Consider the following 24,093-nt stretch of genomic DNA (forward strand, 5'->3'; position numbering starts at 1 on the left):
CAACGTTGAGTTAGGATTACCCGACATCGAAATCCCTCCTCTACGTGCTCCAATGACCCCATCGAAACCAAACGAACGATGAGGACAAACATGGAGCAACACATCACCGCCCCCGCACTTCGCTTTATTCGAGTGCGGGAGGCCATCAATAAAACCGGCCTGAGCAAATCCAGTATTTACGACATGATGGCTCAGGGCCAGTTCCCCAAAACAGTTCGCTTGGGGAGCGGTCGCTCTGTGGCATTTATCGAGGCTGAGATTGATGCCTGGATGGCTGAGCGTGTAGCCGCTCGCAACGTAGCAGCTTAGGGGGCAGGCATGAAAAAAGAAAAAGGCCGCACCAAGAAGAACGGCACGACCCAGTTTGAGCATCAACAGCATAGCACCCTGCATACAGCTCCGATAGTCAGCGGACAACGAGCACAGGTATTGAGCATATTGCGCCAAGGCCCCACCTTGAGCTTAAGCCTGACAGCGGATTATGCGATACCGGAAGCAGCAAGCCGCATCCATGAACTTCGTGAGCGAGGTTTCAACATTGAAACACTGATCCAGGATGTGGTCATGTTCCGTGGGAGTGAGCGACGCAAAGTAGCTCTTTATGTGCTGAAGCACCCTGAATGGCCGCATCCCGACTTCTCCAGGGATGATCTACCTCCAGCCGCTTAAGGAATACAGCATGCAAAACGCACACTATGGGAGCATTGCCCAGGGCCAAGCTCTGCTATCAGATAGACCGTCAAATAAGCGACTGCAGCCAAATTTTGCGATTGGCTTGCCCGTTAACAGCCAAGAGGGTACGATTCTTCCCGCACCGGCAAAATCCGTTGCCGAGATTGGCGTCTCGAATTTAAAGTTGGAGCCGACCCACGCTCTTGCGTGGTTTTTTGTCGGTACTCGTACCTCATTCCTTGGGGCGCAGCTGGCCTACGTGGTCGGCAGCCTCTACAGTGTTATGGCGGTTCGGGCGAGGGCCTCGAAAGAGGCGCTGGTTTCCTTCTTTACCAGTTACGCCAACCTCGTCCGGGCTGCCACCAGAAGATTGGCGTCTTTCTGTGGCAGTAACAAACTGCTAAAGAAGGAGGCTGCCACTATGGCTACTGTCCCCACCCCTGCTACATCCAAAGTATTCACTTTCCTAATCGCCCCCAGCGCCTGCCGGCTGGCAGACCTGAGCCGTATCCGCACCATTTCCACCGCGGCTGACACCGAAGCAGGAGCCCGCGCCGCCCTGGCCGGTTTGCCGTTGGTGTTTGTCAGCCGCCGTCCGTCTGGGGAGGTGCCCGCATGAACCCGACCCACTCCCCCCGTCTGGCTGAGCTGCTGGCACAACTGGCCATGTTGCTGGAAGAAACCGATCTGAGTCCGCAAGAGTGCCACCGCTATGGCCACCTGCTCGATGCCCTCTACCTGGAGGCGGGGATCCGCAGGGAGGCACTGCAATGATCTACTTCGCATGGGCTGCGCACGGCAGCGAGCCAGCCTTTGTTGACCCCATCAAGCCGCACACCGGCAAGCGTTCACAGGCGGGCAGCTTGAGCGCGTTTAGCTGGCGCTCTGATCGAGACAAGTTCATTGAGCGAACCCGAGGGGCCGCCGTGGTGGTGACCGCCAAGCAAGCCCGCGAGCTGAAAGCGGGACTGACTGAGCAGGCATTCAATGAGCTGGTGGCGGTACTGACCGGGGGTGACCTTTGAGCGAACGGCGGATAGATGCCCTGCGCCGCCGCATCTGGCGCGAGCTGTACCGGGTTCCGGTGCGGTTAGCGGTGCTGCAGGTGTTGTTTCACCGACTGATGAAGGCCCAACGGCCACCCCATCACACCGCAACTGGGGGTTGCAATGAGTGAAATTGACAAGCTGGTGGAGGCGGTGGCACGGGCCTATTTGGCAGTGCGTGGTAACACGTTCACACATCTGGAAGTGCAACTGCCATTGGGTCAGGAGGTGCTGACCATAGCGATCCACAACCAAATCGTGGGCGCACATCTGGAGCACGCTGGCGGCAAGCAGGGACGGGAGGACGCCTTGCTTATGCTACGTCACATGGTGGCCGGGGAGGCGCTCACCCCGCTGGGTGAGGTGGTGCTGGACGAGATGAACAAAGCCTTCTGCACCGATGTACGCGGCATGCTGGATCGGGGTTTGAATCCCATTGCGGAGTTGGCGAGAGAGTGCGAGCGGAGGGCCACACAATGACCATGGCAATCAAAGGGGGCGCAAGCCCCCGATTCGTTTCTGATGTGGCCGCTGCTGCCTGTGGTCACTGGCCCGAGCTGTTGGCGGCGGTGGGTATCGACACCCCGCACCGTGGTAAGCATGGCCCCTGCCCTGCCTGTGGTGGCAACGACCGGTTCCGGCTCGATGACAAGGCCGGTCGCGGCACCTGGTTCTGCAACCAGTGCGGGAACGGGGATGGACTGGATCTGGTTGGCAAGGTGACCGGCAGGCAGCCCAAAGAGGCCGCCGAGCTGATCGCCCCGCTGGTGGGCTTATCGGATAGCGGTCTTGACCATGCCGTGCGTGAGCAGCTCCACCAGCAACAACAGGCCAGGGCGGAGCAAGAGCACAAGCAGGCGGAGCAACAACGGCGCAAGGCCGCCAGAAGAGCTACCAGCATCTCGGCAGACATCAAGCAAGGGATCAGCCCATATCTGGAACGTAAGGCGCTGTCAGGCTTACTCATGCCGCTCACTCAGCGGGTCATCGCAGTGGGCGAACTGACATACCAACCCGGTTCGCTGGTGGTGCCCCTGTGGGATGAGGCGGGGGGGCTGATTAACGTTCAGCTCATCAACACCGAGGGGGACAAGCGTTACCTGCCTGGCGGCCAGAAGGCCGGGGCTTTCCACCGTATCGATGGCGGGGAGCTGGTGGCAGTGGTGGAGGGATATGCCTCGGGGCTGTCTGTCCAAGCGGCAACTGGAGCGACAGTCTATTGCGCCATGGATGCCGGCAACCTGCTGGCCATTGCCCAGATTGCCCGCCGCCAGCACCCAGAGGCCCGGCTCCTGCTCTGTGGCGACAATGACGAAGGCACCAAGGGCAACCCTGGTAAGGCCAAAGCCGAGCACGCCGCCGCAACCGTGGGTGGGCTGGTGGCCCTGCCATCGGTTGCCGGTGACTGGAACGACTACCACCAAGCCCACGGGCTGACCGCAACCAAAGAGGCCATCATGAGCGCCAGCGCCACACCTACCCCCAAACAACCCCAAGACCAAGACGCCCACCAGAAGGAAGGGGCTCCCTGGCAGGCCGAAGTGGTACCGCTTCACCCGGTTCGCGATGACGAGACAGAGAAAGGGCAAGACCTGCCGATAGGGTTCGAGATCCGGGGTGATCGCCTCTGTGTCTGGGAACAGGTGGGACGGGGAGACGATGCCCGGCAAGAGCTGGTGCCCATATCCAGCCCGGTGCGGGTACTGGCTGAAACCAGTGACGAACACGGGCGAGGCTATGGCCGCCTGCTCGAGTGGCAAGATAGCGCAGGGCGCAAACGTAGCTGGCCAATGCCCATGAGGGAGCTGACACGCCGTCAGGGTGAAGAGGTGCTAGCCGCCCTGCTGGATGCGGGCTTGCCGTTTATTGCGTTGGGCCGCAAACACAAACTCGCCGAGTACCTGATGGCTTGTCGGCCTGACAAGCGGATCACTTGTGTGGAGCGCACCGGCTGGCATGGGCGGGCCTATGTACTGCCTCAAGGGTCAATAGGGCCTGACGCCGATGGGGTGATCCTGCAAACAACTGGCTACGCAGCCAGCGACTTTGTCGAGCGCGGCACCTTGGGCGAGTGGCAACAGGGGGTTGCGGCGCTGGCGGTGGGTAACTCCCGCCTCTGCTTTGCCCTGTCCTTGGCCTTTGCAGCCCCCCTTCTCTCTCTGGTCGGCATGGAAGGGGGAGGCTTTCACCTCAAAGGTGAGAGCACGGATGGCAAGACCACCATCATGAAGGCCGCCGCCAGCGTCTACGGCAACCCAGATCGCTACAGCCAGACATGGCGGGCAACCGGCAACGCCATTGAGGGGATAGCCAGCCGGCGCAATGATGCTCTGCTCTGCCTTGACGAACTGGGCGAGATGGATGGGCGAGAAGCAGGGCAAACCGCCTACATGTTGGCGAATGGCCAAGGCAAGGGACGAAGCAAGCAGGATGGGGAGCTGAGGGAGCGTAAGGCATGGCGCTTGCTGTTCCTCTCCACTGGCGAATTGAGCCTTGAAGATCACGCCGCCAGCGCGGGCCAGCGTACCCAGGCGGGGATGGAGGTACGCACAATCCAGATCCCGAGCGATACAGGCCACCATGGGGCGTTTGAGTGGCTTCATGGTATGGAGAGCGGGCGCACCTTCGCCGACACACTCAAGGCCCACTGCGACCACCAGCACGGCAGCGCCTTCCGAACCTATGCCGAGGCATTGGCCGGGGATCTGGATACGCACAGAGAGCGCCTGCGGGGCGAGATAAAGCGCCTTGCCGCCGAACTGACGCCGAAGGAGGCGGGCAATCAGGTAGGCCGCGCCATCAACCGGTTCGCGCTGGTGGCGGCTGCCGGTGAGCTGGCAACCCGGCTGGGGGTCACAGGCTGGCCCGATGGGGAGGCGCTGCGAGCGGTGCGGGTCTGCCTCAAGGCGTGGTTGGCGGAGCGTGGTCACCTTGGCAATAAGGAGGACGCTGCAACCTTGGCGCAGATCCGGGCCTTTATGCGGGCTCACCAGTACACCCGCTTTGTTGATGTGAGCGACCCGAACCATCGCCCGGCAAATGTGGTTGGTTACAGGCGTAACCCTAGGCATGGTACCGATGATGAACTGGAGTTTTGGGTTGACCCATCGGGCTGGGTTGAGATCACCAGCGGACGCGATGCTAAGAAGGCCGCCAAGCTGTCAGCCAAAGCGGGATACCTGCTCGGCGGTGAGGGGCGTTATCAGTTGTTGAGGCGGCTCCCGACCGGAAAGCGGGCACGGGTCTATGTGCTGACCGATCTGGTATTGGCCGACGATACCGAAGGACAACAGGGCGACTAAGCCAGCCAGAGGTAAGCAATGGGCTGCCGAGTGCGCCCTTTTCTTGCCAGCTTCATGCGCGAGCACAAAGGAAAAACAGTGGTTCTACTGGTTCACTGGTTCCTAACATCCTCAAACCCTTACGACATAAGGGATAGAGACGGAACCACTGTATAAGAATCGACTGGTTCCGCACTGGTTCCACTGGTTCCTAAATGGGGTCGATATTAGGTCGGAACCAGTGACGGGGGTCTAAGAACCAGTGGGTAAGTCACAAGTGGTTCACCAATAAACCCTGCTGTGGCGCGGGCTGGCGAGGAGTTGGAACCACAGAACCACTGGAACCACTGTTTTTTTCATCTATAGAGCGGTACGAGCCGATCAAGATCACTCTTTTGCCGCAACAGGGGGTTGCATTGAGATTGACCAACGAACAGCGCGAGCAGGTGATCACCCTGCGCCGCACCCATTCATTGAGTGAGGTGGCTTCTCTGGCTGGCCTCTCTCTGGGAACGGTGAAAGCTATCGTCAGCAGATCGGGGTTGTTCACCGACAACCCAAGACACCGGGCCATGTTCACCTTGCCTCCACTACAAAGCAGCGGGGAGACACTGCCAGCGGTGCCAGAGCTACCGCAGCAGGAAGTGGTGACCGGGGATAAGGAGATCGACGCCCTGCTCTGGCTACGTCAAGTGATAGGGACGGGCGACCCGGTGCGCATTGCCCAGGCCAAGGAGGCGGCAGGGCGGATCACCACCACGCCCGGCGAGCTAGAGCAGCGTTACGGCAAATGGCTGGTGGCTAAGGCGGGTCATATGCTCGCGGGCCTTGGCAGCATCGGCTTTGCCAATCTGGATGGACTGGCCGAGCGCTCCATTGAACGGCGAGCCAATGAATCCGAAGCCATCGGGCGGTTCGGGGATGCGCTGTGGGACGACACCCAGGCGGAGGCGTTTTGTCAGGAGGTACTGAGAGGGCTGGAGCAAGACAGTTGGCAACTGCCGCCTGAACAGGTCGCGGAGCGGTTCAAGGCAGTGCCGGAATTGATGCCGCACACTCTGAGCGACTGCCTTCACGAGCTGGCCTATTGGAACGAGCTGTACCGGCTGCGCCATGCGTGCGACACGCAAGGCTATTACGAGAACAGCACAGAGGCACACGCCCGCGACTGGTTTGTATTTGGTCTGCTGGCTGAACTGCGACCGAGAAACAGGGAAGAGGCGCGGGCAACCCTGCGCTACCTGATGGGCAGTGAGCGGGACGACGCCCCCGAGGCAGAGCGGATCCTAGATAACCTGATCGGCTAAAGCTCCCTAGGAAATTGGGCATTATTTAGCTTGGACGGAAAACGAATATGGTTTGTTCCCGAGCGGGCGGACCTAAGCGCGTTGACAGCAAGAACCTAGCTAACGCTGGTTCAGCAACAACAAACCACCAACAGAAATCAAAACAAGTGAGGATAGATATGGGATACGGCCTTTTAGATATCGGAGCACAGACTCGCCAACAGGGAATGATGGGACTGCGTGATGCGGCCAATCGTGAGCAGGAAGTGGAGATGGCTAATCAGAGCCTCAGAACCGCCAAGAAGCAGCAGACTATGAGCGCAGTAGGTACTGGTGCCGCGGTAGGCTCAACGGTGCTTCCAGGTATTGGCACGGCAATCGGTGCTGGTATTGGCTTTCTTGCTGACAGTTTGTTCTAAGGGGGAAATCAAACCACTCGAAACTACAGCCTGACCCGGATCAGGCTGGCCACCATTACCACCCCTATCAACGGGCTGTTCTGCCCGGGAAACCGGGCAGTTTTACCCAGAAAATCGGGCAGTCTTGCCCAGCTAGCGAGGCTCTGTTACCGACAGGAGCAAGTGTGGGCAAATGAAAACCAACTCCGTCATATCTGTGTGGTAGGAGCGGTACGCCGTCCGGTACACCGAAAGCCGCGCTACTACTGGCCTAGATTGTGTGTCGCGTAGCGCCGACCGGTACGCCGAATGCGTATGCTCACATGGAGTAATAGTGCCATCATGTGAGGCTACCGAGTCACCGTTCGCCTGACACGGTCCAAGTAACCAAGACAGTAACTCCGCACCAAAATCGGCAGTAAACCGCCACACCCCTCGCCACTACTGGCCGCAAACTCCGCAGTTAAACCGGCATACGAGCCAGATGAAAACTGGCATTCCAGCTTCTAAGTTCTACCCTCGAACCACAACGGCTACAACGTAGCTGAACCAGCTACAAACCACACCCCCAACCTACCAGGGCAACCCCTCTCATCTGGATGGCATCTTGCTGATCTCCATTCTGCGCAAATTGCGCAATTCATCCAAAAACGAATAACAACTGCGGGCTGCGCAAAACTGTTGCTAATTAGCTGGCAGCCTAAGCAGCACAAGGGATTGCGGTGGATTGAGCTGGTTAGGGAACTGCGCAATTTGCGCATTCCTAAGTGCGCAGAATTGCGCAGATTGGTGAATTGTTCACAAGGAGAAATGAGATGGTGAAGCATAGGGATTTGAACCTGCATCCGACAAGGAATTTGAACCTGCCTTCTGTTGTGCTGGAAAGGTGGTGCCAGTAGCTCAAACACCAAAAGCAGGGGGTGACTTTCGGCAGTAGTAACACCCTTGGTAACACCACAACCAATAACCAAACTACAGAACACAACAAAAACAATCACTTATAATTATAGTTCAGATTCCCCCAGCCCAAACGTTTGGAAAGGGCCACCTCGAAAGAGGTGGCCCTTTTTATTTGTCCATGTCCATGTTGTTTACCGATATCAAACTGGTTGGATTTTTTTCCAATATCCCCCTTGAACTAACCTTTGGCAAAAAAATCAGGCGCATCACCGCGCAGGCTTTATCATCAGGTTGCCATCCCGGTACTAGCCGTACTCACAGCCGCACAATCGGCATGTCGTGGCCCAATATTGAGTAAATTGATGTTGGCCGCTGCATTTTAATGCACTTACAATATGCGCCCAATTCTGTTGGATTCCTTCTGATGCTCCGCCAATGTGATCGTCTATTCCTGTTTCTCCTGCTACTGCTCTGGGGCGTGGCGGCGCACGCCATTACCAGTCTGAATGAAGACGAGTTTGATCTGTCTGAGCGCGCCTGGCTGTCATCTCACCAGGAGCTGGTCATCGGCATGCCGATGATGGGCGATCCTCCATACAGCTATAAGGATGCAGATCAACGCTTTACCGGCCCAGTCCCCGACATTGCGCAGCAGATTGCCAGAACGCTCGGTTTGACCCTGCGCTACAAGGTTTACCCCTCCTACGTGGATGCGCTGTCCGGACTTGACCACGGAGCAATCGACATACTGGTGAACGACCAGCCAAGCGAACAATGGCGATCCCATATCGTCTCCCTCCCATTTTTGCTATCCATACCGCGTGGTGTGCTGCTCAACAATGGCAAAACGAAGTTGTCACGACAGGATGCCCATGGCTTGCACTGGGTCTGTGTCACAGGAGTCAATGCTTGCAGTGAATTGAAAAAACTGGGATTTCCCCGTGTGACCGAGGCAGAGAGTCGCAGCGAAGCAGCCTTTATGCTCAAAAAGCGCATGGCTGACGCCTATCTTGCCGACATGCCGTCACTGGTGATGGTGAAAGATCAGCACTCCAAGGCTGGCTTCACCATTGCCACTCCGGAATGGGTAAGCGGCACGTCTCTCTCTATCAATATGCACAAGAGCGACCCGGCACTGGCCAGCCTGGTGAGCAAGGCATTCAACGAGATACCGGTTGAAGATCGTCGTCATATGCTGGCAGCTACCACGACTAGCCAACATGCGGACTCAGGAGCGGTGAAGTCTGTGCAGTTTACCCCTGAGGAGCAGGAGTGGCTCAACCAGCATCCTGAGCTGACTTACGGCGTCTCTCCGGACTGGACCTCCATGAGCGAATTCAATTACCGGGGCAGGTTGGTCGGTTATGTGGCGGACCTGATGGCGCTGATGCAGCAAGTCTCCGGGCTGAAGTTCTCTCTGGTTCGCACCAATAGCTGGGGTGAAACCCAGAATATGCTGAAGCTTCGGCAGATCGATTTTATTCCGGCCATCTCCCCCAACCACGACCGTGGCCAGTTTGCGCTGTTCACCCCCGGCTATCTGTTTGTCGATCGGGTCGTTATTGCCCCCAAACGCAGTGCCGATATCACCGATCTCTCACTGCTGCGAGGGAAACGGGTCGGCATGGTGCATGGCTCGCTGGATAAAGATCTACTGACCCACATCGGCGCCCATCCGGTAGAGGTCAACAATGACAACCGCTTGCTGGAGCTGCTGGACACGGGCGATGCCGACTACGTGATGGTTACCCTGCCATCCATCAACAAGCGGGTGAGCGAACGCTATCAGGTGGTCTATGCCGGCAAAGACTTGCGCCTGCCGGTCGCCATGGCCACGCGCAAAGATCCCATGCTGCAGCGGATCCTCACCAAGGTGCTCTATTCGATACCGCCGGAGGAGCTCAATAAAGTGGAGAGGCGCTGGCTCTCCATGAGTGTGCAGACCGGCATCAACAGCGAAACAGTGCTGCTCTGGTTCGTAATAGGTGGCACGGCTGCCACTCTGCTGTTTGCCCTGTTCTGGGCGTGGAACCGCACTCTGAAACGGGAGATCGTGCAGCGTCAACGGGCCGAGAAGACGCTCAATGAGCAGTTGGTGTTTATCCAGACCCTGCTCGACTCCCTGCCCAATATGGTGGCGCTGCGGGATCGCGATCATCGCCTGACCCTCAGCAACCGGGCATACCGCGAGCTGTTTGTCGGTGATGGGGAAGAAGGTGATCGCTGGGGCTATATGACCGAGGACGAGCGGCAACAGATGCTATGCGAGGAGCGTGCGGTCTGGGAAACCGGCCAGATCTTCCAAGGATCGGGTTATACCCAGCGCGAGGGGGATGTTCCCCTTCACGTGGTCTACGTCAAGTTGCCCTATCGCGCAGCAGACGGCGCGATTCAGGGGGTGCTGACGGTATTGACCGATGTCAGTGCCCTCAAGGCCGCCGAAAACAAGGTGCGGGAAGTGGAGGGCAGGCTGCGGGACATCACCGACAGCATGCCGGGTCTGGTCTATCAGTATCTCTGGCAAGGGGCCGGCAAGGGGAAATTCCTCTATCTGTCCCAAGGGGCCAGCGACATTCTCGGGATGACCCACCAAGAGTTGATGGCAGCCGAGTCTGGCGGCGTGATCCTCGGCTTGAACGATGAGGCGTTGGCAACCTTTATCGATAAGGTGGCCAAACATGCGCAAACCCTTGAGCCGCTCGATATGGAGGTGCTGGTGCCCTCTGTTCAGGGGGCGCGCTATATCCAGATCCGCGGCAACTTTGTGGCGCAACAGGGCCATGATCGCCTGCTCAACGGCGTGGTGCAGGACATCACCGCCATCAAGCAACAGGAGCATGAGCTGCGCGAGGCGCGCGCCGCGGCCGAGCTGGCGATGCAGGCGCGCAGCCGCTTTTTGGCCACCATGAGTCATGAGCTGAGAACCCCCATCTCGGGCATGCACGGCATGCTGGAGCTGCTGCGCATGAGCGAGCTCAATGATGACCAGCGCTATCTGCTGCGCAATGTGGAGAGCTCGGCCAACCACCTGCTCTATCTGGTCAACGATATCCTCGACTTTTCCAAAATCGAGGCGGGTCAGCTGCACCTCAATCACCAATCCTGCCGTCTGCAACCCGTGGTGTGCGACGTGATCCGCGGCCATGCCGCACTGGCCTACAGCAAGGGGCTGCAGGTCACGCTCCAGTGGGAGGATCAACTCCCCGACCTGGCCGATATCGATCCGGTCAGAGTGGGCCAGGTGATTTCCAATCTGCTCAACAACGCGGTGAAGTTCACCGAGCAGGGCGCCATTTCGATCCAGGCCAGCTATCAAGACCAGCAGCTGGTTATCGCGGTGACGGATACCGGCATCGGCATCGCCGAAGAGAAGCAAGCGCAGCTCTTTACCCCGTTCGAGCAGGTGGAATCCGATATCAATCGCCGCTTTGGTGGTACCGGTCTGGGGCTGGCCATCTGTGATCAGCTGGTGAAGAAGATGGGCGGCACCCTGACGGTCAAGAGCCAGCTCGGTGAAGGAGCCTGTTTCCGCTTCAGCATCCCGCTGCTCAATGTCCTGTGGGAGCCACCCGCACTGGCGGGCAGCGAATGGTGGTGGCTGGGTAGCGATGCCGCCTTGCAGGCCACCATGGCACGGCTCGGCGCCCGGTTGAGCCCCCTCGAGATCCACCAGCTCACCGCCGATCTCGACGGCCTGCTGTTGGCGGAAGAGGCCGCTCTGGAGTCCAGTCTGGGGAGCGATTGGCACACCTTGCTGCAGTCCGGCACTCTCAAGGGGGTCATCCTCTCCCCCCGCGAAGCGTTGCGGGGGCGCATGGGCTCGGAGAACTGGTGGCGCCTCAGCCAATCCCCCCTCTATCCGGATCTGTTGCTCGAAAGCTGCCGCGAACTGATCACCGGGCGAGCCGTGACCACCCATGCCGCCAGCATCGAAAAACTGGGCGGGCGGGTGCTGGTCGCCGATGATCATCTGGTTAATCGCGCCCTGCTGACCCGTCAACTGGCGATTCTGGGAGTGGAGTGCGAGGTAGTGGAAGATGGCGAGAAGGCGTTGCGCGCCTGGCAAACCCGGGATTTCGCCCTGCTGATCACCGACTGCCACATGCCGCACATGGATGGCTACACCCTGACCCGCCGCCTGCGGGAACAAGGAGAGCAAGCCCCCATCATCGGCGTCACCGCCGATACCTCGGAGGAGGCGGCAGCCAATATGACGGCAGCCGGCATGAACGGCATGCTGTGCAAACCCTATTCGCTGGAGTCACTACGCCAGATGCTGCTGCGGTGGTTGCCCGCGACTACGATCACAGAGAGAGTACCCGCACGACAGGCCATCAATCTCGACATGATCGGTCGCTGGCAAGATCTGTTTGGCGATGAAGAGATTGCCAAAAGCATGGCAAGGGAGTATCTGGCCTCCAACCGGAAAGATTGCCACGCTATGATGAGCGCGCTCTCCTCCGATGATAGCCAGGAGCTGGTGGAGATCGCCCACCGCATCAAAGGGGCAGCCAGAATGGTCGGGGAGCTCTCCCTGGCCGAGCAGGCGGCGCAACTGGAATCGGCGGCCCGCCTCAAACAGTTGAGCGAGCTCGCGCTGCTGACACAGAGAGTGGAAGAACAGATGAACAATATTGAACGTGAAATGGGATTGTGGCTCGATGAGTAGAACGGCAGACGAGTTGGTCATCATGGTGGTCGAGGATCACGGGTTTCAACGCAAGACCCTGATGCACCAGATCCGGGCGCTCGGTTATCAGCAACTGCTGGAGGCCGCAGACGGCATCGAAGCCCTGGCGCTGTGCCAGAGCCACACTGTCGACATCCTGTTCTGCGATCTGCGGATGCCCGGCATGGATGGTATGGCGCTGCTGCGCCGCCTCTCGCTGGGTGGCTTTCGGGGCGGCATCATCCTCTCCAGCGCGCTGGAAGATGACGTGGTGGAGGCCGTGCTGCGCATGAGCGCGGCCTATGGTCTCCATGTGCTGGGTCGCATCGAGAAACCCTCCAGCCCGCAGCGGCTGCGCCAGTTGATCGACTCTTGGGCACCCAAGTCGGCTCCCTCGGGCAAGGACGATGGCCTCGTCCTCTCGGTGGACGAGCTCAAACGCGCCCTCGACAACGACCAGTTGCTGCCCTGGTATCAACCCAAGGTCGGCTTTGCGTCCGGCCAGTGGGTGGGGATGGAGGCGCTGGCCCGCTGGCAGCATCCGGAATATGGGCTGATCTCCCCCGGCATGTTTATCCCGCTGGCGGAAAACAACGGCCTTATCGACCAGCTGACCGATGTCATCATCAACAAGTCACTGCAGGATTGCCATCTGTGGGGCCAGACCGGCCTCTCCCTCAATCTGTCGATGAACCTCTCAACCACCTCGCTGATCGAGGGAGATCTCTGCCACTTCCTGATCAACCAGTGCCAGCGTTGGGGCGTCAATCCCGAGCTGATCACCCTGGAGGTGACAGAAAGCTCGTTTGTCGAGGATATCGGCAAGGCACTGGAGGTGCTGACACGACTGCGGATGCACGGCTTTGGCCTCTCCATCGATGACTTCGGTACCGGCTACTCCTCGATGCAGCAGCTGGCGCTGCTGCCGTTTACCGAACTCAAACTTGATCGATCTTTTGTAGATCGCTGCTATGCCGACCCCTCCCGTCTGGCCATCATCGAATCGAGCATCGAGCTGGCCCGCAAGCTGGGGCTGAAATCAGTCGCCGAAGGGGTGGAAGATGTGCAGACCTGGCAACTGCTGGCCAAGCTGGGGTGCGATATCTGTCAGGGCTTCTTTACCGCCCGCCCGATGCCGCGCAGCGAACTGCAGCACTGGCACCAGATTTGGCAAGCCCGACTGCCGACCCTGATATCCGGCTGATCTCCTGCGACCAACCCTTTGGGCCCACAGGGCACCGACCGGCAACGTGCATGGCCGCCTTACAAAAGGTGGCCATTTTCTTTGTCTAGGGCTCGCCACTCACTGCATGCCCTCCCCCTCTCCAGCAAACGTCTATCCAGTCGAGTGCCCCCCCTTTGCTCTGTATGCGCCGCATGCCTTGGGTCACCATTTATGCAAAATAAGTTGCATCACAAATGGTACTACTGGCGGATAACACCTCACGCGAGCGAGAGCAGCCTCTCTTCTGCCAGATGCATCAACTGACAATAAAGCAATGAAAAACCTGTTTTAACAGGAATAACTCTCAATGGAACTCTATGCCGATGAGGTAGACAAGACAACCTGAAATCGTTTTCTCTTTTGAACAATAAGCTGTCTAAAATCAAATAAAGTTGTAAATAATATTTGTTATGGTGAGCGTATAGCAAGCGGCCTCCCTGTCGCTTCCCCTGCTGGCTCCGCCAGATGCAGCATTTTCTGCGCCTTGAAAGCGAGTTATGACGCCATGATCACCATCACCCTCGATGGGGCTCAGTTGACGGTTGACCCGACCAGAACCCTGCTCCAGATAGCAAAACAGCACCAGATCGATATCCCCTCCCTGTGCAGTGACAACACCAGCGCTCCCAAAACGCCGTGCGATCTCTGCGTGGTCGAGATTGCCGGGCTCGGCATCCGGCGCGCCTGCGAGACGCGCCCCGAGGCAGGGATGATGGTCACGACGCAAAGCGATGCCCTGCGCGCACACCGCCAGCAGGCGCTCGGACGCATCCTCGCAGATCACTACGCCGATTGCGAAGCACCCTGCCAGCGCGCCTGTCCGGCCGGGGTGGACATTCAATCCTATCTACACCACATCGCCATGGGGGATCACCAAGCGGCAATGGCCGTCATCAAACAGACCCTGCCGATGCCCCTCTCCATTGGCCGGGTCTGCCCCGCTTTTTGTGAGGCGGAATGTCGCCGCGCGTTGGTGGATGAGCCACTGGCCATTCGCCACCTCAAGCGCAACGCCGCCGAGCTCGATCTGGCAGAGGTTGCCCCCTATCAACCGGCAAAGAAGCCCGCCAAGGGCAAGCGGGTGGCCATCATCGGCAGCGGCCCGGGCGGCCTCACCTGCGGTTACTATCTGGGTTACGAGGGATTCGAGGTCGATCTGTTCGAGGCGATGCCCGAAGCGGGGGGCTGGCTGCGCTACGGTATCCCCGAATACCGGCTGCCCAAGGCGATCCTCGATCAGGAGATAGCGCTGATGTGCCAGAGTGGTATGCGGATCCACACCCAGCAGCGACTGGGCCACCAGCTCACCCTCTCGGCACTGTGCCGCGACTATGATGCGGTCTGTCTGGCGGTTGGCGCTTCCAAGGCGGTGCCGATGGATTACCCGGGCAGCACCCTGGCCGGTTGCTATCTCGGGGTCGATTACCTCAAGGATCGGATGCTGACCAAGCGGCTCACCACCGGCAAGAAAGTTGCGGTGATCGGTGGCGGCAATACCGCTATCGACTGCGCCCGCACGGCGGTCAGGCTGGGGGCTGACACCACCCTTATCTATCGCCGCACCCGCGCCGAGATGCCCGCTGAAGCCTACGAGATCGACGAGGCGGAGCACGAAGGGGTGCGCTTCATGATGCTGACCAATCCGGTGGAGAATCTGCCGGACAGCCGTGGTCGCGTCTGTCAGGTGCGCCTCGAGAAGATGGCCCTCGGCGAGCCGGATGCCTCCGGTCGCCGCCGCCCGGAGCCCACCGGCGAGTACCTCATCGAAGAGTTTGATACCGTGATTGCGGCAGTGTCGCAGCAGCCGGATCTCAGCTTTATGGAAGGGGAGCCCCTCACCCTCCCCTTCACCCGCTGGCAAACGCTGGAGTCCCATCCCGACACCATGCACAGCGGCCACGGCAACCTGTTCGCCATCGGCGATCTGCGCCGCGGGCCCGCCACCGCCATCGAAGCGGTTGCCGATGGCCGCAAGGCCGCTCTGGCCATCGATCAGTTCCTCCATGGTGACATGATCGATCCGGTTCGCCCCTTCAACGCCTGCAAGGCTCCCACGCTCAAGCAGGTCGATCCCGCCCAGTTTGCTCACCTGAAAAAAGTCGCCCGCACCATCATGCCTCATCTGGCCGTTGCCGAGCGGGAGGGAAGCTTTGCCGAGGTGGAGCGCGGGCTGAGTGATGCCGATGCCCGCAACGAAGCCAGCCGCTGCCTCGAGTGCGGCTGTCAGGCCAACACCGATTGCGCGCTACGCGACTATGCCACCGAATACGAGGTCGAGCAGAGTGCTCTCGACACCAGCCAGTGCCAGAAGTTTGCAGTGGATAACAGCAGCGAATTTATCGTGTTCGATGCCAACCGCTGCATCGGCTGCGGCCAGTGCGTGCAGACCTGTGGTGAGCAAGCGGTGCAGGGGGTGCTGCGCTTTGCCAAGAACAGCGATGGTACCCTCTCGAACCGGTCTCAGTTCGACACGGGACTCTCGATGGGCGACTCCCACTGCGTGCAGTGCGGTGCCTGTGTACAGGTCTGCCCCACCGGGGCTCTGGTGGATGCCCGCTACAAGTCGCAGGGGCGCACCGAACTGCTCACGCCGGTCAATACCATCTGCACCTACTGCGGGGTCGGCTGCGGCGTCACCCTCTATGTCGATGAGGCGCGCAACCGCATTCGCTATGTGGAGGGGAACCGCAACTCACCGGTCAACCAGGGGCTGCTCTGCGTCAAGGGACGCTTCGGCTTTGACTTTATCCAGAGCGAGGAGCGCCTCACCACCCCGCTTGTCCGTAAAAATGGCGAGCTGGTACCCGCCAGCTGGCAGGAGGCCATCGCTCTGGTGGCCGAGCGCTTTACCACCCTGCGCCAGCACTATGGCAGCGATGCGCTGGCGGGTTTTTCGTCGGCCAAAACCACCAACGAAGAGAACTACCTGTTCCAGAAGTTCATGCGCCGGGAGCTTGGCACCAACAACGTGGATCACTGCGCGCGGCTCTGCCACGCCTCCACCGTCACTGGGCTGGAGGCGTCACTCGGCAGCGGCGCCATGACCAACGACATCCCGAGCATCGAGCACTCGGACCTCATCTTCATCATCGGCTCCGACACCTCGGCAGCCCACCCAATCATCGGCTCCCATATCAAACGGGCAGTCACCACAGGCAAGGCTCGGCTGGTAGTGGCCGATCCGAAGCGGATCGAGATGGCGGACCATGCCAGCCTCTATCTGGCCCACCGCCCCGGCACCGACGTGATGCTGCTCAACGGCCTGATGCAGCAGATCATCCAGAACAACTGGCACGACAAGGCCTATATTGCCGATCGGGTGGAAGGGTTCGAAGCGCTGCAAGCGGAGGTGCTCTCCCCGGCCTATGCCCCGGACAAGGTCGCCCTCGTCACCGGCGTACCGGCCGAGCAGGTGATCGAGCTCGCTCGCCTCATCGGCACCGCCGAACGCACCGCCGTCTACTACTCCATGGGGATCACCCAGCACACCACCGGCCACGACAACGTGCGCGCCATCGCCAACCTGCAACTGCTGTGCGGCAACATCGGCATCGAAGGGGGTGGCATCAACCCGCTGCGGGGCCAATCCAACGTGCAGGGCGCCTGTGACATGGGGGCGCTGCCCAACTGCCTGCCCGGCTATCAGAAGGTGGCCAACCCCGAGGTGCATGCCCGCTTCGTGGCAGCCTGGCAGCAGCCAGACTTGCCGCGCACGCCCGGGCTTACCCTCACCGAGACCATAGATGCCGCCTGCGCGGGCAGCATCAAGGGGCTCTACGTGATGGGAGAGAACCCGGTGCTGAGCGATCCGGATCAGCACCACGTCATCGAAGGGCTCAAGCAGCTGGAGTTTCTGGTGGTGCAGGATATCTTCCTCTCGGAAACTGCCCAGCTCGCCGATGTGGTGCTCCCCTCCTGCTCCTTTGCCGAGAAGAGCGGCCACTTCACCAACACCGAGCGGCGGGTACAGCGCATCTCCCCCGCCCTCAAGGCACCGGGCGACGCGCGGGAGGATTGGTGGATCATCCAGCAGATCGCCAACGCCATGGGCGGCGACTGGCACTATCAACACCCGCAGGAGATCACCGCCGAGATCTGCCAAGTCACCCCGCAATACGCTGGCATCCAGTGGGACAAGGTGGGAACGCAAGGGTTGCAGTGGCCCTGCAACGACGCAGCGCCCGAAGGCACTCGCCTGCTCCACGGCAAGCAGTTTACCCGAGGCAAGGGGGAGATGGTCGCCACCCCGTTCCGCTATGCCGCCGAACTGCCCGACGAGACCTATCCCATCGTGCTCACCACCGGCCGCCTGCTAGAGCAGTTCCACACCGGCACCATGACCCGCAAGACCAAGGGGCTCGACAAACTGGCCGGGCCACGGGTGATGATGAGCGTGGTGGATGCGCAGCGGTTGGGGATCAGCAACAGTGAGCGGGTGAAGGTCACCAGCCGCCGCGGCCATATCGAACTGCCCGCCTTCGTCACCAAACGGATGCAGCCGGGCGTGGTCTTTATCCCGTTCCACTTTGCCGAAGCCCCGGCCAACCGGCTCACCATCAATGCCACCGACCCCTACGCCAAGATCCCCGAGTTCAAGGTAGCTGCGGTGCGCATCGACAAGCTGACCAGCCAACACACCTCGACACCACAGCCAGAGATGGAGATAGCCTGACCGGAGATCAGTAACATGCAGGATAATCCGCAATAAAAAGAGCCACCCGACGGGTGGCTCATTGCGTTCACCAATACCACAAGCCAGATCATTATCAGTCCCCGGACGCTACTGTCAGGGTCATACCGATACTCATGCGGTCACCTCTGGCGAGTAGCCGCAAACCGGGGTGACCGGCCAGGTGGTGGGCATTGGCGGCGTGACTCTGGGGCTCCAGACAGACGAAGCCACTCCCCTCATCGGGCTGATAGAGCATCAGGAAGGCACACTCGCTTGAAACCAGCAGCCGCTGCTGGCGGGCAGGATGGTCAAGCTCGGCCTGACCGCGCCAGCCGCCATAACAGTGGTTGAGCCACCCTTGCGGGCGAGCCCACTGGCGAAAATCGAGGTGTGGCGCCAGCCTGCTCGACCAGTCGGTCGGCAGATGATCTGCTCCCTCTTGCCAGACGCCGCTCGCCAGAAAACGGATGCGGGTCTGCTCGTCGCGCCAGAAGAAGGGGTGAAAACCCGCGCCGTAGAGACAGGGGCTCTCCCCGAGATGGGTCAGGCTGATCCGCGCCACCAGGCTCGCACCATGCAGCCGATAGTCGATCTCCGCCAGATAGTGAAAGGGGCCATTCTGGCTGGTGAACTGCAGGGTCACCGAGCTGTCGGTCAACGTCACCGGTTGCCATCGCTGTAGCCAGCCATCCCCATGCAAAAAGAAATCGGGATCGAGCTCGCTCGCGGGCAATGCACACGCCTCTCTCCACAACTCAAAACGGTTGCCTGCGACCCGGTTGGCCAGCGGCAACATGGGAAACATCGCGCTCTGGCCGGGATGCCATGGCTGCGCCAGGTCAGTGTCGCGCAGCAACGGGCGCCCCTGCTCATCCTCCAGCCCCAGCAGGCAGGCCCCTTGTGTTGAAACCCGCATCCTAAGATGCGGGTTGCTCAATGTGTAAACCGTCATGCCGAGGCGCTCGCCTTGGTCGGCGTCAGTTCGACCTTGCCTTGGGCCAGTTGGGCTTCCAGTGCCTCCAGCGTCACCCCCTTGGTCTCGGGCACCTTGCGATAGATAAAGATGAGACCAGCGAAACAGATAAGGCCATAGAGCAGGAAGCTGCCCGCAGCACCCAACCCGGCGTTGAGCAGCGGGAAGGTGTAGGTCAGCACGAAGCAGGCGATCCAAAGCGCCAGCGTACCGGCCGACATCGCCAGCCCACGCACCCGGTTCGGGAAGATCTCCGAGAGCAGCACCCAGGTGACCGGCGCCAGGGTCAAGGCATAGATGGCGATGGCCGCCAATACCAGCAGCAACACTGGCAGCCCCAGTACGCCTGTGGCGTAGGCAGCCGCCATCATGCCGTAGATAATGGTCAGTCCCGCCGAGCCAATCAGCATCAGCTTGCGGCGGCCAATTTTGTCCACCATGGGCAGCGCGATCAGGGTAAACAGCAAGTTGATAAGACCGGTGGCGACGATGGATTTGAGGGTGCTGTTGATGTCAAAGCCGGCGGAGGCAAAGATCTCCTGCGCATAGTTGAAGATCACGTTGATACCGCACCACTGCTGGAAGACTGCCAGTACAATCCCGATGATGAGGATCGGCCGCACCGAGGGTTTGCCCAGCTCAGCCAGCGAGACCTTGTGGGTCTCACCCACCAGAGTCTGGCGGATATCGGCCAGGGTCTGCTTGGCATAGGCATCCCCGCCAATCTTGCCGAGCATGCGGGAGGCTTTCTCATACTGACCATCTTTGGCCAACCAGCGCGGTGACTCCGGCACGAAGAACATCAACACCAGAAACGCCAGCGCAGGTACCAGCTCGGCACCGAACATCCAGCGCCAGCCGGACTGGCCGTTCCAGGTCGCCAGAATATCGGCCTGAGTGGCGTTGCTCGCGACCGGATCGGCGATCATCAGGTTCACCAGCTGAGCCGCCAGCACACCGATGACAATGGTGAGCTGGTTGATGGCCACGAACTTGCCGCGCTTGTTGGCCGGGCTGATCTCGGCGATGTACATGGGCGAGAGCGCAGAGGCCAGACCGATGCCGATCCCGCCGATGATGCGATAAACCACAAACAGATCGAAGTTGCTGGCCGCAGCCGTGCCCCACGCCGAGATGGTGAAGAGGATGGCGGCCAGGATCAGCGGCTTCTTGCGACCGAAGCGGTCGGCTGACCAGCCGGAGATGGCGGCCCCCAGCACGCACCCCACCAGCGCCGAGCTCATGGCCCAGCCGGACTGGGCCGGATCCGTGATGGCGAAAGAGGCCTCATAGAAGGGCTTGGCCCCGCCAATCACGACCCAGTCATAACCAAACAGCAGGCCACCGCAGGCGGCCACCAAACAGATCATCCAGATGTAGCTCATATTGAGCCCATTCGTATCCAATTGATTTTTCGTGCGTTCCATGACTCATCCTTTCTATCTTGTCGATTGTAGGGTGCAGTGGCGCCCCTCACCGTGGCGGGGCGCCGGTTTTTGTTATGAGAGTTATGAGTGGAGTGACAGCTCGCGGCAGATCAGGGCAAAGAGGTGCCCCTTGTCGTGAGCCGGGTTAAGGGTGAGCAGCTCTCGCAAGGTCTGTTCACAACCATCCCGCTGACCCAGCCCCAACAGACCGAACGCCCTGACCAGCAGACAGTGCTGGCGATGTTTGTGCTGCGGGTCGTCATCCAGCACGATGAGATCCGGCAGTGAGACGGCGAAGAAGTCCGCCTCGACCGACTCGCCCATCGCCTGCTCGGCCCAGCCGACCATCCCTTCAAAGAGACGCTGCGCCTCAGCAACCCGACCAAGACGTGCCAGCGCCATACCCTGGTAGAAGAGATAATCCACCGGCTGATCGTTGTAGTAGCGGCTGGCCCCCAGCGAACCCTGACCCAGACAGGCCTGTTGCAGGCACTGGGCCGCCAGACTCTGGTTGTCACAAGCCAGATGGCAGAGCGCCAACAGGTAATGGATATCGTTGTCGGTCTGTCCTACCAGACGCCCCTCCCCCAGATTGAGGGGGTAGTGCAGCGCCTGTTGCAGCAACGGAATAGCCTGCTCGTGGCGTCCCTGAATCATCAACGCCAACGCCCGGCGCTGCTGATTGATGAGGTACTGACCGGTCACCTTGCCCTCGCCCCCCTCCCAGGGGTGGAATTCGCGCAGCCGCAAGATCTCGGCCGCCGCATCCAGCTGGCCGGTGATGTGATAGAGGCTGAGCAGTTCGGCGGTCAGGTCGTCGCGCTTGAGGACCACCTCACGATGCGCCTCCAGCAGCGCCAACCGCTCGGCGGGTGCCATGGCGCAGCGCTTGTGCAGCTGATCCAGTTCAAACAGCAAACGGGCATCATCCAGCTTGAGGGCAAAGGCCCGGCTCAGACACTGCTCGGCCGCCACCGGATCGCCGCTCTTGTTGAAGTGATAGATGCCAAGGTTGCGCCATGCCGGGGCAAACCCGGGCGCCTGCTCGCACACCTGCTGCCACAGGGCAATGGCTTGCGGGTAGCTGCGCTTGCTGTAGTGGAAGCAGCCCAGCAGGTAGCTGGCAAACCAGCTGTGTGGCAGTTGCGCCAGCATGGCCACCTCGCCAAGGGTATTGGGGAAGCGCACCTTGCGACCAAAGGCCTGCTCGGCCCGTTGCAGCAGGGCATCCTGCGCCTCACCTTCCGGTAACAATGCAGCCTGGAACAGCAGCGGCAGGGTCTCCTCCACCGGCAGTGTTGAGAGCAGTTTCTGCGCCAGCTCGGGGCGTCCCAGCGCCAGCAGATCGCTTGCCAGGAAGCAGAGATTCACCCCGCGCCCGTTGCACAGGGTGCGCAGCGCCTCGAGATCGGTCGGCTGCTCGCTTGCCAGCCAGCGCAAGAAGGCCAGCTGATAGTGAAGTGGATAACGAACGCGCTGCTCGTCGATATAGGCGATGGCCGCCTCCAGCTCACCAGACTCCAGCAGCGCCAACCCCTTGAGGGCGATAGCGCCGTAGTGGGTACCGTTGACGGCAAGACTCTTCTCGACAAATTGCAGCGCTTGCAAGGCATCGCGGCGCACCATGGCGATACGGGCCAGCCCGAGGAAGCCGCTGTCGCGGCAGTTACCGCTCCAGGTCGCCTTGTAGAAGTCATCGAAAGCGGCATCGAACTGCCCCAGACGCTCCTCGATGTGGCCGCGCAGCAAGCTCGCCTTGCCACACTGGGGGTTCTTGTTGAGGCGATGGGCGCGGGTCAGCGCCTGATTGACGTAGGCCAGCGCCTGCTCATAGTTGGCGCGGTTGTACTCCAGCGTTGCCAATGCCAGATTGCAGCGATAGTCGCCGCCATCGAGCTCCAGTGCCCGCAGGTAGTAATCAAAGGGCGAGCGGCTGGCGTGCAGATACTGCTCAAGATGCTGGCCGATGAAGTAGAGCTCGTCGACCGAGTCGAGATTGACGGCAGGTTCCGGCGCCGTGGCCGGATCCGGCAGGGCTTCGCCTGCGGGCTGATGCTCGAGATAGCTCAGGATCGGCTGGCCCTGCTCATCCAGCAGGCGTACCTGCAAGCGTCCCTCGCTGGTGATGGTGAACGGCTCAAGCCAGGCCTGACCCGGCTGCAAATCCAGAGGCTGCGTAAACAGTACTCCGCTCTCGTCACTTACCTCGAACTGGGCCCCGCAAAGCGGCGCCACCGCATAGACTCCGCAGACGAGGCCGTCATCGCTGCGTTCCAGCTTGATGGCGGCGCGGGTGTTGGCGTTTTGCAGGGTGCCGAGGGTGTTGTAGGGCAGGAAGTTCTGCACAAACACCTTCTCCTCCCCCGCATCCAGCCAGGTAAAGTCAGGCTGGTTGTCGGTATAGACCCCGGTCATCAGCTCGATGTAGGGGCCGTTGTCATCGGTCAGGTTGCGATCCCAGGCCAGACCGAAGTCACAGTTGCCCCAGCTCCACTGCTTCTTGCCCGGCGAAACGTGGTGATCCGCCACGTGCAACAGGCCGCCCTGCTCGTCATGGCAGTAGGCACCGACAAAGTCGTAGTCAGACTTGTCCGCCATATACGAGGTGGGCACCGGAATATTGCGGTAACGGGAGATATCGACCCCGGCGGAGTAGTCCACCTTGTAGTAGGTGCCGCGGGCGATGGGGAAAGCGCTGACGTCGCGCTTGCCGTGGTCATAGACGGCGGTCACATCGGGCGGGAAGACGCTCTGGTGGGCATCGCCCCCTTTCACCGCCGGGTTGGACCACCAGAGGAAGTGGCGCGGCGTGTCGTTGCCGTTGAACACTTTGCCAGTGATCTCGATGAGCGCCTTGTCGGGATAGAGGGTAAAGCCCGCCATCACCTGCAGACCACGCATCGGCTCCACCTCGCCGAGCCAGACGGTCTTGGCGCCGCCCTCCCGCTCCGTAATTGTGAAGTCCACCGGCATGAAAGTGGTGGGTCTGTGGTGCTGCGGCCAGTTGAACTCGATGCCGCCGGAGATCCAGGGCCCCACCAGCCCCACCAGCGCCGGTTTGATCACCTCGTTGTAATAGACGAAGTCGCGATTCATCACCTTGTCGTAGGCACGGTGGATACGCCCCCCCAGCTCCGGCAGCAGCATCACCTTGATAAAGTCGTTCTCCAGCCAGACCGCCTGATAGGACTTCATCTGCTTCTGGCCGGTGAGGGTGTCGATCACCCCATAGGGATAGACAGCCCCCGAGGAGCCCTGATAGACCCTCTTCTCGAGAAACATGGGGTTGGGATCTTCGGCGCCTACCTCGTAGGTCGGCAGTGAGATGGTCTCTACCCAGACCTTGACATCAGCTCTCATTAATCTCGCCTCACTCAACATTTGTTAGTAAAGTTTTCAGTGAGACCAGATTAGAATGGTTAAACCTGCATTAATTGCTGAAAGATCACGCAATACAGTAAGCGGAGTTTAGAGCCGCTAACAAAACCTCTCAGCGAAGCGCGAGCAGATCACGGCGCAAGCCAGCGTCAGTAACGCAAGGTGG

15 protein-coding genes are annotated in these 24,093 nt (G+C 60.3%); 12 read left to right on the forward strand and 3 right to left on the reverse strand.

The window, feature by feature from the left end; genetic code table 11:
* Window positions 1-90: 90 nt before the first annotated feature.
* The 12 genes from NOM06_RS14945 to fdhF all read left to right on the forward strand — a co-directional run bounded on the left by NOM06_RS14945 (window position 91) and on the right by fdhF (window position 18,149).
* Window positions 91-309 (forward strand): AlpA family transcriptional regulator, encoded by a 219-nt coding sequence (locus NOM06_RS14945; RefSeq protein ID WP_026457192.1) that lies wholly within the window; start codon window positions 91-93, stop codon window positions 307-309.
* 9 nt (window positions 310-318) lie between these two features.
* A complete protein-coding gene (locus NOM06_RS14950) occupies window positions 319-669 on the forward strand; it encodes a helix-turn-helix domain-containing protein (protein WP_255912139.1) in 351 nt (116 codons plus the stop codon).
* Window positions 670-679: 10 nt separating this feature from the next.
* Window positions 680-1,291, forward strand: a complete 612-nt coding sequence (locus NOM06_RS14955; protein ID WP_255912140.1) for an ash family protein — start codon at window positions 680-682, stop codon at window positions 1,289-1,291.
* On the forward strand, window positions 1,288-1,446 hold the full coding sequence (locus NOM06_RS14960; protein ID WP_255912141.1) for a hypothetical protein: 159 nt from the start codon (window positions 1,288-1,290) through the stop codon (window positions 1,444-1,446). The genes NOM06_RS14955 and NOM06_RS14960 overlap by 4 nt, the downstream gene beginning before the upstream one ends.
* Window positions 1,443-1,697 (forward strand): hypothetical protein, encoded by a 255-nt coding sequence (locus NOM06_RS14965; RefSeq protein ID WP_255912143.1) that lies wholly within the window; start codon window positions 1,443-1,445, stop codon window positions 1,695-1,697. Before NOM06_RS14960 ends, NOM06_RS14965 begins: the two co-directional genes overlap by 4 nt.
* A 144-nt stretch (window positions 1,698-1,841) precedes the next feature.
* The gene (locus tag NOM06_RS14970) at window positions 1,842-2,198 is read left to right on the forward strand and encodes a hypothetical protein (RefSeq protein ID WP_255912145.1); all 357 of its coding nucleotides are present in this window, start codon (window positions 1,842-1,844) and stop codon (window positions 2,196-2,198) included.
* On the forward strand, window positions 2,195-5,020 hold the full coding sequence (locus tag NOM06_RS14975; protein WP_255912147.1) for a DUF927 domain-containing protein: 2,826 nt from the start codon (window positions 2,195-2,197) through the stop codon (window positions 5,018-5,020). Before NOM06_RS14970 ends, NOM06_RS14975 begins: the two co-directional genes overlap by 4 nt.
* Before the next feature lie 395 nt (window positions 5,021-5,415).
* A complete protein-coding gene (locus NOM06_RS14980; RefSeq protein WP_179214432.1) occupies window positions 5,416-6,306 on the forward strand; it encodes a hypothetical protein in 891 nt (296 codons plus the stop codon).
* A gap of 158 nt (window positions 6,307-6,464) precedes the next feature.
* Window positions 6,465-6,704 (forward strand): bacteriocin, encoded by a 240-nt coding sequence (locus NOM06_RS14985; RefSeq protein WP_088869465.1) that lies wholly within the window; start codon window positions 6,465-6,467, stop codon window positions 6,702-6,704.
* Between the two features lie 1,303 nt (window positions 6,705-8,007).
* Complete coding sequence (locus tag NOM06_RS14990) at window positions 8,008-12,252, forward strand: transporter substrate-binding domain-containing protein (RefSeq protein WP_255912148.1); 4,245 nt, start codon at window positions 8,008-8,010, stop codon at window positions 12,250-12,252.
* Window positions 12,245-13,456 (forward strand): EAL domain-containing protein, encoded by a 1,212-nt coding sequence (locus NOM06_RS14995; RefSeq protein ID WP_005353540.1) that lies wholly within the window; start codon window positions 12,245-12,247, stop codon window positions 13,454-13,456. Before NOM06_RS14990 ends, NOM06_RS14995 begins: the two co-directional genes overlap by 8 nt.
* Window positions 13,457-13,982: 526 nt before the next feature.
* The gene (gene fdhF, locus NOM06_RS15000; protein ID WP_255912149.1) at window positions 13,983-18,149 is read left to right on the forward strand and encodes a formate dehydrogenase subunit alpha; all 4,167 of its coding nucleotides are present in this window, start codon (window positions 13,983-13,985) and stop codon (window positions 18,147-18,149) included.
* A 94-nt stretch (window positions 18,150-18,243) separates the two neighbouring features.
* Here fdhF and NOM06_RS15005 read toward each other — a convergent pair whose 3' ends face one another.
* From NOM06_RS15005 to NOM06_RS15015, 3 genes are all read right to left on the reverse strand, one after another.
* Window positions 18,244-19,101 (reverse strand): aldose 1-epimerase, encoded by an 858-nt coding sequence (locus tag NOM06_RS15005; protein WP_255912150.1) that lies wholly within the window; start codon window positions 19,099-19,101, stop codon window positions 18,244-18,246.
* Complete coding sequence (locus NOM06_RS15010; protein ID WP_255912151.1) at window positions 19,098-20,549, reverse strand: sugar porter family MFS transporter; 1,452 nt, start codon at window positions 20,547-20,549, stop codon at window positions 19,098-19,100. The genes NOM06_RS15005 and NOM06_RS15010 overlap by 4 nt, the downstream gene beginning before the upstream one ends.
* A gap of 81 nt (window positions 20,550-20,630) precedes the next feature.
* Window positions 20,631-23,909 (reverse strand): DUF5107 domain-containing protein, encoded by a 3,279-nt coding sequence (locus NOM06_RS15015; RefSeq protein ID WP_255912152.1) that lies wholly within the window; start codon window positions 23,907-23,909, stop codon window positions 20,631-20,633.
* Window positions 23,910-24,093 lie beyond the last annotated feature (184 nt).

The sequence above is a fragment of the Aeromonas sp. JL9 genome, assembly GCF_024436075.1.
GTDB lineage: Bacteria > Pseudomonadota > Gammaproteobacteria > Enterobacterales > Aeromonadaceae > Aeromonas > Aeromonas veronii.